We start from the raw sequence: 16318 nt of genomic DNA, 5'->3' as shown, positions 1-16318 counted from the left end.
GGGGGGGAAAGCCCATTCGATGAGGGGGGCGGCAACACCACGGGCCGCTACATCGTGGTGCTCCGCGAGGAGGACACCAAGACGTCCCTCGGCGCGCTGCGGGACGAGCTCGGCATCTCCCACATCGAGGCGCTGGAGGATGTGAAGGAATCCAAGAGCGGGCCGGGAGGGGACAACGTCTTCTTCCCCCGCTTGAACGCGGCCGTGGTCGACCTCAACCCCGAGCAGGTCTCCGTGATGAGCCGCGGCGGCGCGTCACGCATCCTGGCCGCGGAGCCGGAGCGCTACGTGCATGCCCTGGCGGTTCCGCAGTCCATGATGCAGCAGGGGATGTTCAAGCCGATGCTCGGGGCGTCCCCGCTGGAGGTGGGGACCGAGCCGATGCTCCCCTCGCTTCCCCAGACAGGGCCGCGGCGGGAGGCCCTGCCGCCCCTGCCCGCGGGCGTCACGCCCGAGTACCTGCGTGGGTACCGGGACTCGGTGACAGCGCTCATCAACGACCTGCTGGTGCGGACCGAGCAGGCCCGCATGCCGGGGGCCGTCGTGCCGGGGGCCGCGGAGGGAAGGGTCGCCACCTGGAATGAGGCCGAGGTGACCTGGGGCTTGCAGGCCACGGGCGTCATCGGCTCGAGCTTCAACGGACAGGGCATCAAGGTGGCCGTGCTGGACACGGGCTTCGGCCCGCACCAGGACTTCGCCGGCCGGAACATCCTTGCCCGTTCGTTCGTCCAGGGTCAGACGCCCGCGGACGGTCATGGACACGGCACCCACTGCATCGGCACCGCGTGTGGCCCCGAGCGCCCCACGGCGCTGCCCCGGTACGGCGTGGCCTTCGCGGCCGACATCCTCGTGGGCAAGGTCCTGAACAACCGGGGCAGCGGCACGGATGGAGGCATCCTCGCGGGCATCAACTGGGCCATCTCCCAGGGCGCCCACGTCATCTCCATGTCGCTCGGGAGCGAGGTGCAGCCGAACGAGCCCTACAGCCAGGTCTACGAGATCGTCGCGCAGCGTGCCCTCCGGCAGGGGACGCTCATCGTCGCCGCGGCGGGCAATGAGAGCGACCGCCCCTCGCACATCGCGGCGGTGGGGCACCCGGCCAACTGCCCCTCCATCGTCGCGGTCGGCGCGATCGACATGGCCTACGGTATCGCTCCCTTCTCGTGCGGCGGCATCAACCCGAACGGCGGTGAGGTGAACATCGTGGCACCTGGCGTGGACGTGTACTCGTCCATCTCCATGCCGCCCTTCTACCGGCGGCTGAATGGAACGAGCATGGCGACGCCCCATGTGGCCGGCATCGTCGCGCTCTTCGCCCAGGCGACCGGGCTGCGGGGCCTGCTCCTGTGGCAGGCCATGGCGCGCCGCGTGCGGGCGCTGCCGCTGCCCACCCGGGACGTGGGCCGTGGCCTGGTCCAGGCCCCTTGAACCTCCTGTAGCTCCAGCCCCGGGTGCGGTGGACTCCGCACCCGGGGCCGGGGCCGGGGCGGAACCCATGAGCAAAGACGTCACGGTCAATGTCCTGATCGCGGATCCATTTCTTGAGCGCATCGACGGGGTCGTGAGCGGCCTGCGGGCCGCCGGTCTCCGCGACATCACGGTGCTGGCGGAGGTGGGGCTCGTCCAGGGAGTCGCACGCGAGGACACGCTCGCGGGCCTGGAGCGGGTCCCTGGCGTCTCCGCGGTCGAGCGCTCGCGCGAGGTGCGGGTGCCTCCTCCAGGCTCGGAGACGCAGTGAGCAAGCCCATCCATTTCATGTGATTGAGACACTTCAATCACAGGGAAGGCGGAAGTCATGCTGGAAGTGGAACTCGATATCTTTTCCGGGCGCCCCAATCCCACCTGGCAGTTGTCGGAGAAGGAGGAGAAGCAGTTGATGGAGAGGGTCTTCGCCGAGCCGGCGCAGCTCTCCGCTGCGAGCCCGTCGGAGGAGGACTTCGGGCTGGGCTATCGCGGCTTCGTCGTCCGGCAGACCAAGCCAGACACCGGGCCCTGGGGCACGACGAAGCGTCCCGCGGGGCTCCGGTTCGCGGCCGGGCTCACCGTGCCGCGCGGCTTCCTCCCGCTGGAGTTCCGCGCGGGCAGCAGGAGCGGCAAGGGGACGTCCGTGGCGGACTTCCTGCTCAAGACCTCGGAGCGCAGGGAAGAGCCCGTGACGGATGCCTTGCGTGAGGTGGTGCGGGGAGGCATCTCCCGGGTGCCCGCGCTCAAGGGCCCCGTCGAGCCCTCCGCCCGCGCGAAGGCCGCCGCGGCCCCGCGGACCCCGAAGCAGATCGGGGTGGAGGGGTCGACCTGGTGGTCGTGTCCCTCGGCCCTCTACAGTGCCAACGCCGCCACCTTCAACGAGCCGCAGTACGTGACGCAAAACAACTGCTACTGCTTCGCGGCCAATCACCTGGCCAATTCGCGTTATGCGCTGCCCGGCAGGCGCGGAGGGCAGCCCGCGACGTCCATCACCTGCGCCGGCGTGACCGCGGGCCTGCGCGCGGATGGGTGGGTCGACACCTGTCAGACGAATACGCTGACCATCGCGATGGTCATCTGGCCCGACATGGACTACCACTTCTACCGCGTCGTCACCGGAGGCCCGGCCTGGTGGTGGGGCCACAAGCCCGGTGGCACTCCGGCAAGGTACACGGACAACAGCGGCAGGGCGCTCGCCAATGGACTGGGGCCCAGCAACTGCGACCGCGGCCCGTATACGAACTTTTGTGGCTACTTCTACCAGAACAACCTCACGGCGTTTGTCGCGTAGTCGCACCGCCCTCCAAGGCCAATCACTGTTGGTTTTGATGCATCGATAGATACTGATTGGCACTCCCGGGATGTTGACGGCGGCGCACCTGCGGACCCATTGTCTTTGCGCGACTCGTGAGGCTCGCGTGAAGGCAATCCTGTTCCGCGGGGCCCGGGGGGCGTCGTGACGCTGCTGCTTGAAGTCAGACATGAATGGGCCTTGCCCGGTGACGCCGAGTGATCCGCGAGATCCTCAGCGGCATGCTGTGGCAGGGCCGTCTGGCCTTGCGCAGCGGGGGCATGCGCGTCTTCGCCGCGCATGGCTACGTGGACGAAGGCTACCGGCCCTCGCGCGTGCCGTTCTTCTCCGTCGTCGGCCCGCTGGGCATCCACTCGGAGCCGGAGCGTGAGAACGGCCGCACCGCCACCTCCACCGTCCGCGTTCCGGGCCACCTCATTGGCAGGCCCCGGGGCCCCGGCGACAGCGTGCCCGCGGGAGGGGCCCTCAAGCTGCGCCTGGATGGCCGCGCCATCGTCACCCTGGGCGGGCTTCCCGGCGGCTCCTTCGCTTCCGCCGCCACCGGCCCCGCGCTCGCCGCCGCCCTCGACACGCAGCTCGCGGAGGCCCTCTCCGGAGGCCTGTTCCAGGAGTCCTCCGGGGCACCGCTCACGGATCCGTTGCTGCTCGCGGCGCTCGCGGCCGTCACGGCCCGGTGGGACGCGGAGGGCAGCCGGCTCGCGATCAGCGCCGACCCCGGCATCCCTTCCCTCGACTTCCGCTCCAGCGTGGAGGTGCTGCCCGTCACCGGCAGCATCGCGGGGGCCCTGGGCCTGGAGCCGCCGGAGCGTGCCCAGGAAGGGCGCACGTACCTGAGCAAGCTCCGGGCGCCTCGCGCCATGGCCATCGACGTGCAGGTGGACCTGTGGGCGGGCTCACAGGTGGACCTGGCGGCCATCATGGACACGGTGGCGCTCGCCATCCCCACGCGCGGGCAGATGGTCCTGCGCCCGTCGCTGCTGGGCGCGGACGTGCCGGAGGGCACCACGAAGCTCCGCCTGCTGGCTCGCGGCGAACCCACCACGCCGCTGTCGCTCGCGCACCTGGAGGCCAGCGACCAGGGCCAGGAGCGCGCTCGCGGAGGACGCGTGGACCTGACGCCGGGCGCGTCCTGGTTGCCGGACTCCGGCGGCCTGCGCCTGTCGGGCACCGGCACCGCCACCGTGCGCGTCCACCCCACGCCCGTGGTGCCGGATTCCTTTCACCCCGACAACCCGGCCCCGGACGGGTTCGCGCTGTCGCTGGGCCTCCAGGTCGCCGCGGGCGCGACGGAGGGACAGACGGTGCCGGTGGTGGTGCTGCTCGCTCAAGGACAGCCGGTGGTGCGGCTGGAGGTCCGCTACGTGCTCGTGGACACGCGCCTCTTCGGAGAGGTGGTGGCCACCGCGACGCTCGCGCGCGAAGGGGGCACCCAGGTGGCGCAGACGCGCTGGCGGCTGCTCGCGTCGCGGCTGGAGGCCGGGGTGCTGCTGCACGCGCGGCTGGAGGCAGGGGAGGGCGTGGTGTGGCTGTCCGCGGACGGCGTGCCGCAGCCCCTCCTGGACGCGGAGGCCACGCCCGCTCCGCCCGTCGCGGCTCCAGGCCTCCCCGTCACGGGGAGCGACATGCTGCTCACGCTGGGCGCGGACACGGGCACACCGCTGGAGTTCACGGTGGAGCACCTGCACCTGGTGGCGGAGCCCGTGGGCCCGTTGGATCCCGCGCTGCGCCGCTCCGTCACCCCGGCCCCGGGCGTGCGGCCCGGCGACGTCATCCTGCTGGGCGACTGCGAGGACGGCTACCGCATTGGCAAGCGGCGCTTCCAGGCGCTGGCGCTGGCGGTGGACGGCGACGAGGTGACGCTCAGCCGCCCCGTGGAGGGCAGCTGGGTTCGCGGCCGCACGCTGGTGTTCCAGGAGGAGTGCTTCTTCTTCCAGACGCAGCTGCGCCGCAAGGACGACCTGCTCAACCACCTGTACCGCTGCAGCGTGGACTACCGGGTGTCCGCGCTGATGGAGGAGCTGAACGCGCGCATGGGCGCCCGGCTCGTCGAAAAGCCACTGGTGGACCTTGTCGCGCGGGGTGCGTCGCGCGCCGCTGGCGGCCACCCGGGAACGTCGGTCCACGAAGTCGACACCGCCAAGCGCGGGGCCATCTGAAACCAGGAGGACGAACGTGCCAGAGCGATTGCATCCGGGCGTGTATGTCGAGGAGAAGAGTGGCGGCGCACGCCCCATTGAAGGGGTGGGCACGTCCACCGCGGCGTTCGTCGGACAGGCGGCGCGCGGCATCCCCGGCACGGCCCAGTTCCTCACCGGCTTCGCCGAGTACGAGCGCGCCTTCGGCGGCCACCAGCCCGGCGAGGCGGGGCTGCTCGCCCAGGCGGTGGAGGCCTTCTTCGACTCGGGCGGCCGGCGCGCGTACGTCGTGCGTGTGCTGCCCTCGGACGCGGGCATCGGCGCCTCCGTCCCGCTGGTCTCCCGCGCGGGCGGCGGACTCGACGCGCTCACCTTCTTCGCGCGGGGCGCGGGGGTGTGGTCCGAGTTCATCCGCATCCACGTGAGCGACTCCACCAACTTCCCCGGGGAGGCCTTCCGCGTGGAGGTGGTCTGGACGGAGGCCGGCGCCACCCGCACGCTGGAGTCCTTCGACGACGTGCGCATGGATCCGAAGAGCGAGGACTACGTCGGGGAGCGCATCAACGACATCTCGAAGTACCTCCAGGTGCGCGACGACTTCCAGGTGAAGCTGGCCGCGCAGCCCTCGGGCTCCGTGCTCGTTGCCGCGCAGGCGCCCGTGCTCAAGGCCGCCGTGCTGTCGGGCACGAAGTACACCCTCGCCGACGGCGCGAAGCTCCAGCTCTCCACCTGGGACGAAGCCCAACCGGACCTGCCCCGCACGACGCTGGACATCGCCGTCACGCAGGCGCTGGTGGTGGCCGCCGTGCCCGGCGCGGTGTTCGCCAACGGCAAGGTGCTGCTGGACGCCGCGCAGCTCAAGGCGTTCCTCACCCAGGCCGTCACCTCCGCGGGGCTCACGAACGTCTTCGTCATCGGCGGCACGGACTCGCCGGAGATTTCATTGAAGGTGGCCACCGGGCCCACGCTCAGCATCCCCAAGCCGGCCGGCGCCACCTACGACCTGGACCCGGAGAACGCGAAGGTCACCGTCGGGCCGCCGGGCGCCACCACGGAGGTGCCCATCCCCATCCTCGCGGCCAACCCGGGCGCGGTGACGCCCGCGGAGCTGCGCCAGTCCCTGGCCACCGCGCTCGCCGGCAAGGTCGCGTCGGTGGTGACGGATGCCCAGGGCAACACCGTCATCACCGGCCTGCCCACCGAGGCGGGCACCTCCACGCTCGCGCTCTCCGCCACCGGCTTCACCGGCACCGCCGCCGCCGGCACGCCCGGGCTGTCCCCGGAGCACTTCGACGGGCTCCAGCTCTCCCTCTCCGAAACGCTCCAGTCCACGGTGCCCCCCGTGCTGCGGCTCCTGGGCTTCGCGCCGCGCGCGCGGGGCTACTCCAACGACTCGCCCGCCAACCCCCTGGTGCGTCCCGCCTCCGTGTCGAACGTGCGCCTCGTGGGCGGCACCGACGGCAGCGCCCCGCTGGACACCTCCGACTTCGCGGGCGACGCGAGGCTGCGCACCGGCCTGCACGCGCTGGACGGCGAGGAGGTCAACCTGGTGGCGCTGCCGGGCAAGAACGAGGTGGGGTACCTGGCCGCTGGCATCGCGTACTGCGACAAGCGCGGCGACTGCCTCTTCCTCGCGGACGGTCCCGGCGGCGTGGACAAGGACTTCGCCGTCGCTCCGGATGACGCGAAGCAGTTCATCGAAGGTCTGCCGGCGCGCTCCAAGAACTCGGCCATGTTCTACCCGTGGATCCGCGTGGCGGACCCGGTGGGCGTGGGCCGCAACCCCACGCGGCTGGTGCCGCCTTCGGGCCACGTCGCGGGCCTCTTCGCCCGCACGGACATCACGCGCGGCGTGTGGAAGGCGCCCGCCGGCATCGAGGCGTCCATCACCGAGGCGCTGGGGCTCCAGTACCCCGTCGTCGACGAGGAGCAGGACACGCTCAACCCGGTGAGCCTCAACTGCCTGCGCCAGTTCCCCGGGGTGGGCATCGTGTCGTGGGGCTCGCGCACGCTGTCTCCGGATCCGGAGTGGCGCTACATCCCCGTGCGCCGCACCGCGCTCTTCCTCAAGGAGTCGCTGCGGCGCGGCCTGAAGTGGGCGGTGTTCGAGCCCAATGATGAAGAGCTCTGGGGCCGCATCCGCATCACCATCCAGTCCTTCATGCTGGGCCTGTTCCGACAGGGCGCCTTCCAGGGGGCCACGCCCGAGGAAGCCTTCAGCGTGGTGTGCGACCGGAGCACCAACCCGCAGGAGAACGTGGACGCGGGCATCGTCACCGCGCAGGTGTCCTTCGCGCCGCTCAAGCCCGCGGAGTTCGTCGTCATCGAGATCAGCCAGAAGAGCCTGCTGGCCGCCTGATGCCCACGCCCATCCCCGCCAACGCCCGCAACCCGCTGCGGACCTTCCGCTTCCGGATCCGGATGAACACGTCCGCCGCCGGGGACTACGTGGCGGGCGTGCGCACCGTGTCCGGCCTGTCCGTGCACGTCACCCCCTTCGAGGTCTGGGAGGGCGGCAACAACCTGCACCGCTACGCCCAGCCCCACAAGGTGAACTGGGAGCCCATCGTGCTGGAGCAGGGCCTGGCGCTCGACGACACGTTGGAGCGCTGGGCGCGCGCGGTGCTGGAGTTCGCGCGCACGGGCAAGGCGCCCGGGGAGGCGGTGAAGCGCGACGTCTTCATCGACCTGTGGGACGGCTTCGCCCACCCCACGGAGGTCCCCGCGCCGGGGCCCGCCGAGGCGCGCATCCGCAGCTTCTACGTCCACAACGCGTGGGTGAGCAGGTACCACGCGCTGCCCAAGCTGGACGCGATGGCGGGGGAGGTGGCGCTGATGTCGCTGGAGCTCACCCACGAGGGCTGGGAGTCGGTGCCCAAGCCGCCCGCCACGAAGCCCGCGCCGCCCGCCTGATGTCCCCCTTCTTCCTTCGAGGTGCCCGCCATGCCCCGATTCGTCGAATCCACGAAGCGCGACCCCTACCGCAACTTCAACTTCCGCGTGCTGCTCAACAACGTGGAGGTGGCCGCGTGCCGGAAGATCTCCGGCCTCACCGGCACCGTGGAGGTGGTGAAGTTCCGCTCCGGCAACAGCCTCAGCTCCGTGGACGAGCTGTCCCCGGGCCGCGCGCACTACGAGGCGCTGACACTGGAGGCGGGGCTCACCCAGGACACGGCGTTCCAGGACTGGGCCACCCAGCTCATCCGCCACGAAGCCACCCCGGGCCTGCGCGCCGCGGAGCCCGACTACCGGCGCACCGTGGAGATCCTCGTCTACGACATCGACCACAACCGGCCGGTGAAGCGCTTCATCCTCCACAACGCGTGGTGCTCGAAGTTCACCGCCATGTCGGAGCTCGCGGCGGAGGCCAACGAGATCCTCATCGAGTCAGTGGTCATCGAGCACGAGGGCTTCACCATCGAGGCGGTGGTGTGAGGTGATGTTCGAGCCCCCCATCCCGGTGCTGCTGCCGCACGGCCTCTTCGACGAGGACGGCCGGTGCCACCGCCAGGGCGAATTGCGCCCGCTCACCGGCCGTGACGAGTGGACGCTGGCCGTGGCCGGCGACCGCCCGGATCCGCGCGCCGTGAGCGAGCTGCTCGCGTCGTGTCTGGGACGGCTGGGGGACTATCCGCGCGTGGACGCGGCCCTGACGTCCGCGCTCACGCGGGGGGACCGGCACCACCTGACCCTGCACCTGCGAGCGCGGATGTATGGGGACCGGATGTCGCTGGTGGCGCGCTGTCCGGCCCCGGGCTGCGGCGCGATGGCGGACGTGGACGTGCGCCTCTCCACGCTGGCGCCGGAGCGACCGGACGCGGCCCCGGAGGTGCTCAGCGTGGCGCTGCCCGAGGGCCGCGCGGAGGTGCGCGAGCCCACGGGCGAGGACGACGCGGTGCTGGCGGACGTCGCGGGTCCGCGCTCGGAGCGGTCCGCGCTCCTGTGGTCGCGGCTGGTGGAGGTGGACGGCCGGCCGCTGACGCCGGACGGGTGGAAGGCCCTGCCCGCGAAGTCACGGCACGCGGTGGCGGTGGCGCTGGCGGAGGGCACGACGGCACCGGACCTGGGCCTCCTGGGGCGCTGTCCGCGGTGCGCGGCGTGGTTGGAGCTGGAGCTGGATCCGTTCGCGCTGCTGGCGCGCGAGCTGCGGGGTGGGGCGGCGCGGCTGGAGTCGGAGGTGCACTGCCTGGCGTTCCACTACCACTGGTCGGAGACGGACATCCTGGCCCTGCCGCGCGCGCGGCGGTGGCGCTACCTGGAGCTGCTGCGCAACGAGCTGGAAGGCCGTCCGCTGGTGGATGGCTGGAGCTGACGACAAAGGACGCACACGCCATGGCCCCACCCCCCGTGCATGGACAGGTCGGACTCACCCGCCGCGAGCTGGAGCGTGAGCTTGCGTGGATGCTGCGCAGCATCCCGGACGACCCCCGGGAGCTGGTGAAGCTGTTCAGCCACTCCGTGGTGGCGCTGCTGGACAAGAACAACGAAGCCATTGCGCGGAGCCTCGCCCAGCGCGAGGCGTCCAACGGCGCGCGGGGCCACGGATGACGCGCAACCTGGAGCCGACCCTGCTCGGGTTCGATCAGCAGCTGGCCAAGGGCATGCTCGTGACGCTGCCGCAGACGGCCGACGACAAGAAGACCGAGCCGAGCGTCCGCGCGCTGCGCTTCCAGTACAACCCGGAGACGGTGACGCGGACGCGCGCGGGCCAGTGGGAGACGAAGCCCGGCAAGACGCCCGAGCAGACGAAGGTCCTCCTCGATGGGCAGCGCGGCGGCGGTCTGCACGCCAAGAGCGAGACCCTCGCCATGAAGCTCGTCTTCGACGTGACGGAGGCGGTCCTCCGGGACCGCGAGTGGGCGGGCACGTCCGGCGTGCTGCCGGAGCTGGCGATGCTGGAGGGGATGGCGCTGGGCAAGGACCAGGTGGGCGAGGAGGAGAAGAAGCCCGCGACGAAGCTCGTCTCGCTCAACCCCACGGAGCTGCTGCTCATGCTGGGGCCGCGCAACTTCCCGGTGGTCATCACGGGGATGACCATCGTGGAGCAGCGCTTCGATCCCTCGCTCTTGCCGCTGCGCGCGGAGGTGGACCTGCGCATGCGCATCCTGGAGGTGGGGGAGAACGCGGCGAACAACAAGGTGGCCCAGGTCTTCAAGAACCTGCGCGACCAGCGGTCGCAGATGGAGGAGCTGGCGGCGGTGAAGGGCGCGGACGCGAACACCCTCATCGCCCAGGCGCTGGCCCCACAGGCGAAGTTGAACGGCGCGAGCTAGGTGGCCATGAGCGACCCCTCCTCCCGACACAAGGATCTGCCCACGTACGCGGCGCCCCTGGGCGCGGGCGGTACGGAGGTGGCGCTGTACGTGCCGCGCGTGGCGCCTGGCGCGCCCACGTCGCTGTTGCACAAGGTGGTGGCGGGGGACCGGTTGGACCTGCTCGCGCAGCGCTACTTCAGCGACCCGTTCCAGGCGTGGCGCATCGTGGACGCCAATCCCACCTTCGAGCCCGAGGCGCTCCTGGAGCCGGGCACCGTCCTGTCCATCCCGGAGAAGCCCTGATGGCGGAGCAGCGCGCGGCGTTCCTCCAGCTCTGGATCGACGGGCAGCCGATGACGGATGCCCGGGGCCGGGTGACGCGCCTGGAAGTGGACGAGCGCACCGACGACGCGTCGTCCTTCCACCTGTCGCTGGAGATGGCGCCCACGGACGCGGGGGACTGGGACGCGCTGGCGGACGGACGGTTCGCGCTGCTCAAGCGCATCACCATCAGCTTCGGGCTGGGCCCACCGGACAGCGAGGCGCCGGACGTGCAGGAGGTGGTGTTCGACGGGTACATCACCGCGGTGGAGCCGTACTTCGGCCCGTCGCGGGTGCCGGACTCGTCGCTGGAGCTGTACGGGCTGGATGCGTCGTGCCTGATGCACCTGGAGGAGCGCACGCGCTCGTTCAGCGGCCTGTCCGACGCGGGCATCGTCCGGCAGCTCTACGGCGAGTACGGCTTCGGGGTGGACGTGCAGGACACGGCGCCGGTGCGCGACCCGGCGCGGGCGGTGGTGCTCCAGCGCGGCACGGACGCGGCGCTCGTCCGGTGGCTCGCGCGGCGCAACGGCTATGAGGCCTTCGTGGAGCGCAAGGCGGTCCCCGTCGGCGCGGGCGCCAACGCTGCGGCCGAGTGCGTGGGCCACTTCCACCTTCCCAGGCCCGATGCTCCGAAGCAGCCGGACCTGTCGCTCCTGCCGCGCTCCACGCCGACGGTGGTCGAGCTCAAGGCGCGCTGGGAGAGCCACCGGCCCACGGAGCTGCGCGGCGCGCACATCGACGAGCGCACGCGGCGGATCCGCTCCGCGACGGTGTCCGCGCCGCGCTTTCCACGCATGGGGAACACCAGCCGCGCGGACATCCTGAAGGCGCGGATGGCGGCGGTGCTGCCGAAGCGTCCGGACGTGAAGGCGGTGGGCCTGCAGTACGTGGACGTGCCGCACGACGTGCCCGAGGTGGAGAACCTGGCCTGGGCGGACTACCGCGAGGCGGACTGGCTGGCGGAGGCGAACGGCACGGTGCAGGGGCTGCGCTACGAGCGCATCCTCCGCGCCCGGCGCCCCGTGGGGCTCGTTGGCGCGGGCAAGCTGATGGACGGCACCTGGTACGTGCGCGGCGCCCGGCACCGCTGGGTGTGGGCGGAGGCCGTGGCCCGCTACGAAGTGGACGTGGACCTGGCGCGCGACGCGCTCAACGGGGTGGCGTGATGGGCCGTGGCCTGCACTTCCCCTTCCAGTTGGGAGACCTGGGCACGCCCCGCACCGTGGGGCCCGCGCAGGTCATCCGGCAGCAACTGGAGCAGCTGCTCTTCACGCTGCCCGGCGAGCGGGTGAACCGCCCGCGCTTCGGATGCGGCGTGCAGCGCATGGTGTTCGGCGCCGCGAGCCCGGAGGCCGCCGCCGCGGCCGAGTACATCATCCGCCTCAACGTGCAGGAGTTCATGCGCGACCAGGTGCGCCTGGACGCGGTGAAGGTGACCGCCGAGGACGCGACCCTCTACGTGGACATCCTCTACACGCTGCTGGCGACGGGCGAGGAGCACGCGGAGCTGTTCCGCCGCACGCTGGAGGCGCCCCCGTGAGCACGCTCGTCCTGACGCTGCCGCTGGAGGCCTCGCTCGAGGCGGCGAACGCGGCGTTGCAGACCGCGCCTCCGGGCGAGGTGGAGTGGGTGCTGCCCGTGGGCGAGGGCGTGATTGCGACCGCGGTCGTCATCGGCTCGCCCGTGCATGCGCTGCGGCTGCGCGGTGGAGCGGGCGTGACGCTGAAGCTCGACGGTGGGTCGCTCGAAGTCATCGGGCTGGTGACGGCCCTGTCGGATGTGACGGTGGTGACCACGGAGTCGGCGGGGCTCGTGCTCAAGGGGGCGCGGGTGGAGGTGTCGGAGGTGTCGGTGGGCGCCACGGCTTCGGGGGACTGCACGGCGTTGACCGTGGAGACCCACGACGGGACGGTGGTCATCGACTCGCTCACGGTGACGACGGCGAAGGGCACGGCGGCGACGGGGCTGCTGCTCGCGGCGAAGGAGGCCCGGGTTACCGGACTGTCCGTGGCCTCCGTGGAGGCTTCGTCGGGCGCGGCCGTTGGCGTACGCGCGGTCTGCCAGCGGTCGCAGTGGGCGGACGTGAAGGTGCGGGACATCGCGGGCGCGGGCGCGGGCGTGGGGCTGGAGCTTGCGGGCCTGTCTCGTGCCGACCTCTCCGGCGTCAATGTGTCGAAGGTCACCGGGCCGAGGGCGCTCGGCGTCCGGGTGCTGGTGTCGCGGGAGGAGGGTGAGGGCCTGTCCGCGGTGGACGTGGCCGTGAGCGACGTGAAGGCCCTGGCGACGGAGTGGAGCGTGGGGCTGGTGGTCGGCACTCCGGGCGTGCTCCAGGTGCGCGGCTTCACCGTGCGGCGGGTGCAGGGTGCGCTCGCGCTGGGGATGCTCGCGCTCGGGGGGCGCGGTATCGAGGTTGGCATCGGACAGGTGGAAGAGGTCCTGGGGGGCACGGCCTCCACGGGCCTGCGGGTGCTGGGCGGACCTTCGCTGGAGCCGGTGACGGTGCGCGACGTGGAGGTGAGCCGTGTGTCCGCGGCGCCCGTGCCCGTGGGCTCGCAGCCCGCCCCGGCGTGGTCGGAGTGGCTGACCGCCGCGCTGGAGTCCCTCACGGGTTCGGTGGTGGGGCCGCTGACGCTGCCCGCGTTCCCGTCGGAGGGGGACGTGGTGGGGCTGCACGTCGCCGCGCCGCTGGGCGGGCTGGAGCCGGTGCTGGACGTGGGCGCGCCCGGGGAGATGTCCGTCGAGGACTGCTCCCTCTTCGTCATCACCGGCACCGCGCTGCAACTGGAGGGCGGCCTGCGCACGGCGCTGGTGCGGCGCACGGAGGCGTGGACGTCCGTGCATGCGGGCTGGGTCCAGGCGGAGCAGTTGCTGCTCGCGCAGCTCACCTGGCACCGACATGCGCACGGACTCCGGCTGGGGCCGGGCGAGGTGCGTGCGTATGACTCGCTGTTCACGGCCATCATTGGCGCGCCCTTCGTGCTGGAGACGGACGCGGAGCTGGCCGCTTCGCCCGCGCTGTTCACGGACGGTGCCGCGCCTCCGTTCCTGGAGGTGGGACCGCTGCCCTACGTGACGCCGGGAGCATCGGACCTTCCGCCGGTGCTCTTCACCGGGAGCCTGCCGCCTCCGGAGACGGTGGACCTGCGACTGGTGCCGGACTCGACCATCGCTCGTGCTGGCGTGCCCGTGCCGGGGGATGGTCCTCGCGACCCGGCGCCCTTCGTCGGTGCCTGGGCTCCGGACGTGGTGCCTGGCTGTGACGTGCGGGATCCGCAGCCTCGCCCGTGGCTCGCGGCCCCGGAGCGGCCCACGCCCGGCGCGCTGGTGGACTACCTGGCCCGCGACGCGCGCTCGCTGCTGGCGGTGATGATGGAGCGGGCCCGCACGGTGATGGCGCCGTGGGAGGACCGGGGGCCGGCGGACTTCACGACGATGCTGCTGGAGACGGTGGCCGCGCAGCTCGACTCGCTGGCCTACCAGCAGGAGCGCGCGGTGGTGGAGGGCTTCCTGGAGGTGGCCCGGCTGCGTCGCTCCGTGGAGGACCATGCGCGCGGCCTGGACTGCGCGCCCGACCCGGGCCTCTCCGCCACGACGATGCTGCGCTTCCGGCTGGATGCGGAGGCGCTCGCGGCACTGGTGAAGGCGCGACTGGACGACCTCGGCCTGACCTCGCTTCCACCTGGCACCACCGCGTTGGAGTTCCTCACCGGAGGCGGTGTGCTGGAGCTCCCGGCGGAGACGCTGGTGGCCAATGCCTCCACGCAGGAGCACTCGCTGGTGTTCGTCACCGAGTCGCCCCTGTCGTACTTCCCGCGCCTGGATGCCGTGACGCTCGCGAAGTCGGTGCTGTCTGGAGACACCGGGGCCACGCTCGCGGGTGTCCATCCGGAGCTGGAGGTTGGCCGGTGGCTGGTGCTCTACCGGGGACGCGGCGAGGGCGGGCACGTGGTGCGCGTCACGTCGGTGGCGCTCGCCACGGAGACCACCTTCGTGGGGTGGGATCCGCGCAGGCTCGCTCCGGAGGTCTTCCTCGCGCCCGGGGACCCCACGCCCGGGCCCCGCGCGACGGTGCTGGGCAACGTCGTGCCCGCGCATCACGGGCTGCCGGTGACGCCGCTGCCAGAGGGCTTCGCGGCCGACTCGGCGGAGCCCTTTGCACGCAGTCTGGCGCAGTGGCGCGCGTTGCTGACGCCCACCGTGGACGGCAGCCGTGAGCGCGAGGTGGTGCTGCCGTTCCATCCCATCAGCGTCCAGGCCCCGGGATATCCGCTGCCCGGCGACGAGGCGCGGCGCGGGACGCCCCAGCTCCAGGTGAGCGTGGAGGGCGACCCGTGGACGTTGGTGGAGGACCTGTCCGTCCAGGGCCCGGGGGATGAAGTCGTCGTGTTGCGCGCGACCCCCACGGGAGGCGCCAGCCTGCGCTGCGGGGATGGCGTCAACGGCGCCGCGCTGCCGCCCCGCGAGACGACGCTGGGCCTGTCGCTGCGGGTCGGGCTGGGGACGCTGGGCAACGTGGGCGAGGGCGTGCTCACACGGCTGCTCCAGGTGCCATTGGATCCGCAGCGCTCGGCATCGGCGGGGGAGCTGCTGGCCCAGCCGATGGACGACGTGCGCCTGCTGGTGCGCGTGGACAACCCGCTGCCCGCGGTCGGTGGGCGGGATGCGGAGTCGCTCGACTCCATCCGCTACCGCGCGCCGGCCGGGGTGTCGCAGCCGCTGTCCGCGGTCACCGTCGAGGACTACGTGCGTTTGCTCCAACAGCTGCCGGAGGTCGCCGGGGCCTCCGCGCGCGTCGTGCACCGGGGCCTGCGCACCGTCATCCGCGTCACCGTGCTGCTGCGCGACGAGGACACGCTGGACCCCGATGAACTCCTGCGCCGGTGGGCGGGCGTGCGGCGGCGGCTGGAGGAGATCCGCCTGCTGGGTGTGGATGTGGAGGCGCTGCCGCCCCTGTGGGTGCCGCTCGATCTGGACCTGGAGGTGGACGCGGCGCCGCACGCGCAGGCCGACCAGGTGCGCGACGCGGTGGTGGGCGCCATCGCGGGAGACGGTGGCCTGTTGGATCCGGACCGCTCCGGACTGAACGGCGACGTGCAGCTCGCGGACCTGTACCAGGCGGTGCTGCGCGTGGCGGGCGTGACGGCGGTGCGCGTGAAGCGCTTCCGGCGGCTGGAGTTCCACGCGGTGGATCGGCTGGCGGAGGGGGTCATCCCCATCGGTCCGGAGGAGGTGGCCACCGCGCGCGGCGGCTACTGGCCTCGCTCCGAAGGGGTCCTCACCGTGCAGGTCTGTGGAGGGCTGCGATGAGCCGCGTCCCCGCCACGCATCAGGCGCTGACGCACGAGCAGCTCCGCACCCGGCTGGGCGAGACGGCGCGGACCACCTTCGCGCGCACGGACGAGGCACCCACCTGGAATCCGCTCGCGTACGCGGCGCCTTCGTCGGTGGACCTGGGACGCGGGGTGCTGGACAGCGTGGCGCTCGCGCTGCACGTGCTGTGGACGTACCAGCAGGCGTGGGCGGAGGAGGGCTTCCTCGCCACCGCGAGGCTGGAGGACTCCGTCTCCAAGCTGCTGGGGCACATCGGCTACCGGCCGAGCCCGGGGACCGCCGCGGTGGGGCTCCAGCACTTCCGCTGCAAGGCGAACGTGCGCGGCACGCTGCCCGCGGGCTTCGCGGTGACGTCGGCCGCGGAGGGCGAGGAGGCGGCTGCCACGTTCGAGACGCTCGCGCCGCTGCGCCTGCTGCCGGAGCTCAATGAGCTGCGCGCATTCCTGCCGCCCCGCGTGGACTCGGGTCCGGGTCCGGGGCCGAGGCCGGGTGGGGGC

General features: G+C 72.2%; 15 protein-coding genes. All 15 read left to right on the top strand.

Features of this window, described 5'->3' with window-relative positions; genetic code table 11:
* A partial coding sequence (locus D7X12_RS28045; RefSeq protein ID WP_208719332.1) for a S8 family peptidase occupies window positions 1-1428 on the top strand: 1428 nt, incomplete at its 5' end.
* A 67-nt stretch (window positions 1429-1495) separates the two neighbouring features.
* Window positions 1496-1738: a hypothetical protein gene (locus tag D7X12_RS28040; protein ID WP_120628334.1), complete on the top strand. Its 243-nt coding sequence runs from the start codon at window positions 1496-1498 to the stop codon at window positions 1736-1738.
* A gap of 57 nt (window positions 1739-1795) precedes the next feature.
* Entirely contained in the window at window positions 1796-2755 is a 960-nt protein-coding gene (locus D7X12_RS28035) for a hypothetical protein (protein WP_120628333.1), read from the top strand.
* A 218-nt stretch (window positions 2756-2973) separates the two neighbouring features.
* Complete coding sequence (locus D7X12_RS28030; RefSeq protein ID WP_120628332.1) at window positions 2974-4932, top strand: hypothetical protein; 1959 nt, start codon at window positions 2974-2976, stop codon at window positions 4930-4932.
* Between the two features lie 16 nt (window positions 4933-4948).
* On the top strand, window positions 4949-7270 hold the full coding sequence (locus tag D7X12_RS28025) for a phage tail sheath subtilisin-like domain-containing protein (RefSeq protein ID WP_158620137.1): 2322 nt from the start codon (window positions 4949-4951) through the stop codon (window positions 7268-7270).
* The gene (locus tag D7X12_RS28020) at window positions 7270-7824 is read left to right on the top strand and encodes a phage tail protein (RefSeq protein WP_120628330.1); all 555 of its coding nucleotides are present in this window, start codon (window positions 7270-7272) and stop codon (window positions 7822-7824) included. The genes D7X12_RS28025 and D7X12_RS28020 overlap by 1 nt, the downstream gene beginning before the upstream one ends.
* A 30-nt stretch (window positions 7825-7854) precedes the next feature.
* Window positions 7855-8346 (top strand): phage tail protein, encoded by a 492-nt coding sequence (locus D7X12_RS28015; protein ID WP_120628329.1) that lies wholly within the window; start codon window positions 7855-7857, stop codon window positions 8344-8346.
* A 4-nt stretch (window positions 8347-8350) separates the two neighbouring features.
* Entirely contained in the window at window positions 8351-9223 is an 873-nt protein-coding gene (locus D7X12_RS28010; RefSeq protein WP_147443827.1) for a hypothetical protein, read from the top strand.
* Window positions 9224-9243: 20 nt separating this feature from the next.
* A complete protein-coding gene (locus D7X12_RS28005; protein ID WP_120628327.1) occupies window positions 9244-9459 on the top strand; it encodes a hypothetical protein in 216 nt (71 codons plus the stop codon).
* Window positions 9456-10184 carry a CIS tube protein gene (locus tag D7X12_RS28000; RefSeq protein ID WP_120628326.1) on the top strand — a complete coding sequence of 243 codons (729 nt, stop codon included), beginning with the start codon at window positions 9456-9458 and terminating at the stop codon, window positions 10182-10184. The genes D7X12_RS28005 and D7X12_RS28000 overlap by 4 nt, the downstream gene beginning before the upstream one ends.
* Window positions 10185-10190: 6 nt before the next feature.
* Window positions 10191-10469, top strand: coding sequence for a LysM peptidoglycan-binding domain-containing protein (locus D7X12_RS27995; protein WP_120628335.1), 279 nt, complete (start codon window positions 10191-10193; stop codon window positions 10467-10469).
* Complete coding sequence (locus D7X12_RS27990) at window positions 10469-11656, top strand: phage late control D family protein (protein ID WP_120628325.1); 1188 nt, start codon at window positions 10469-10471, stop codon at window positions 11654-11656. Before D7X12_RS27995 ends, D7X12_RS27990 begins: the two co-directional genes overlap by 1 nt.
* The gene (locus D7X12_RS27985; RefSeq protein ID WP_120628324.1) at window positions 11656-12030 is read left to right on the top strand and encodes a GPW/gp25 family protein; all 375 of its coding nucleotides are present in this window, start codon (window positions 11656-11658) and stop codon (window positions 12028-12030) included. Before D7X12_RS27990 ends, D7X12_RS27985 begins: the two co-directional genes overlap by 1 nt.
* On the top strand, window positions 12027-15797 hold the full coding sequence (locus tag D7X12_RS27980; protein ID WP_120628323.1) for a baseplate J/gp47 family protein: 3771 nt from the start codon (window positions 12027-12029) through the stop codon (window positions 15795-15797). Before D7X12_RS27985 ends, D7X12_RS27980 begins: the two co-directional genes overlap by 4 nt.
* Window positions 15794-16318: hypothetical protein (locus tag D7X12_RS27975; protein ID WP_208719330.1), on the top strand; the 525-nt coding region annotated here is incomplete at its 3' end. The genes D7X12_RS27980 and D7X12_RS27975, both read left to right, overlap by 4 nt.

This window comes from Corallococcus sicarius, from assembly GCF_003611735.1.
Lineage (GTDB): Bacteria > Myxococcota > Myxococcia > Myxococcales > Myxococcaceae > Corallococcus > Corallococcus sicarius.
This window is presented reverse-complemented; position numbering and strand designations above follow the sequence as displayed.

Bases quoted from the DNA above. Each gene is read 5' to 3' on its own strand.
- D7X12_RS28040 (WP_120628334.1), top strand. From the start codon at position 1,496: ATGAGCAAAGACGTCACGGTCAATGTCCTGATCGCGGATCCATTTCTT.
- D7X12_RS28035 (WP_120628333.1), top strand. From the start codon at position 1,796: ATGCTGGAAGTGGAACTCGATATCTTTTCCGGGCGCCCCAATCCCACC.
- D7X12_RS28020 (WP_120628330.1), top strand. From the start codon at position 7,270: ATGCCCACGCCCATCCCCGCCAACGCCCGCAACCCGCTGCGGACCTTC.
- D7X12_RS28015 (WP_120628329.1), top strand. From the start codon at position 7,855: ATGCCCCGATTCGTCGAATCCACGAAGCGCGACCCCTACCGCAACTTC.
- D7X12_RS28010 (WP_147443827.1), top strand. From the start codon at position 8,351: ATGTTCGAGCCCCCCATCCCGGTGCTGCTGCCGCACGGCCTCTTCGAC.
- D7X12_RS28005 (WP_120628327.1), top strand. From the start codon at position 9,244: ATGGCCCCACCCCCCGTGCATGGACAGGTCGGACTCACCCGCCGCGAG.
- D7X12_RS28000 (WP_120628326.1), top strand. From the start codon at position 9,456: ATGACGCGCAACCTGGAGCCGACCCTGCTCGGGTTCGATCAGCAGCTG.
- D7X12_RS27995 (WP_120628335.1), top strand. From the start codon at position 10,191: ATGAGCGACCCCTCCTCCCGACACAAGGATCTGCCCACGTACGCGGCG.
- D7X12_RS27990 (WP_120628325.1), top strand. From the start codon at position 10,469: ATGGCGGAGCAGCGCGCGGCGTTCCTCCAGCTCTGGATCGACGGGCAG.
- D7X12_RS27985 (WP_120628324.1), top strand. From the start codon at position 11,656: ATGGGCCGTGGCCTGCACTTCCCCTTCCAGTTGGGAGACCTGGGCACG.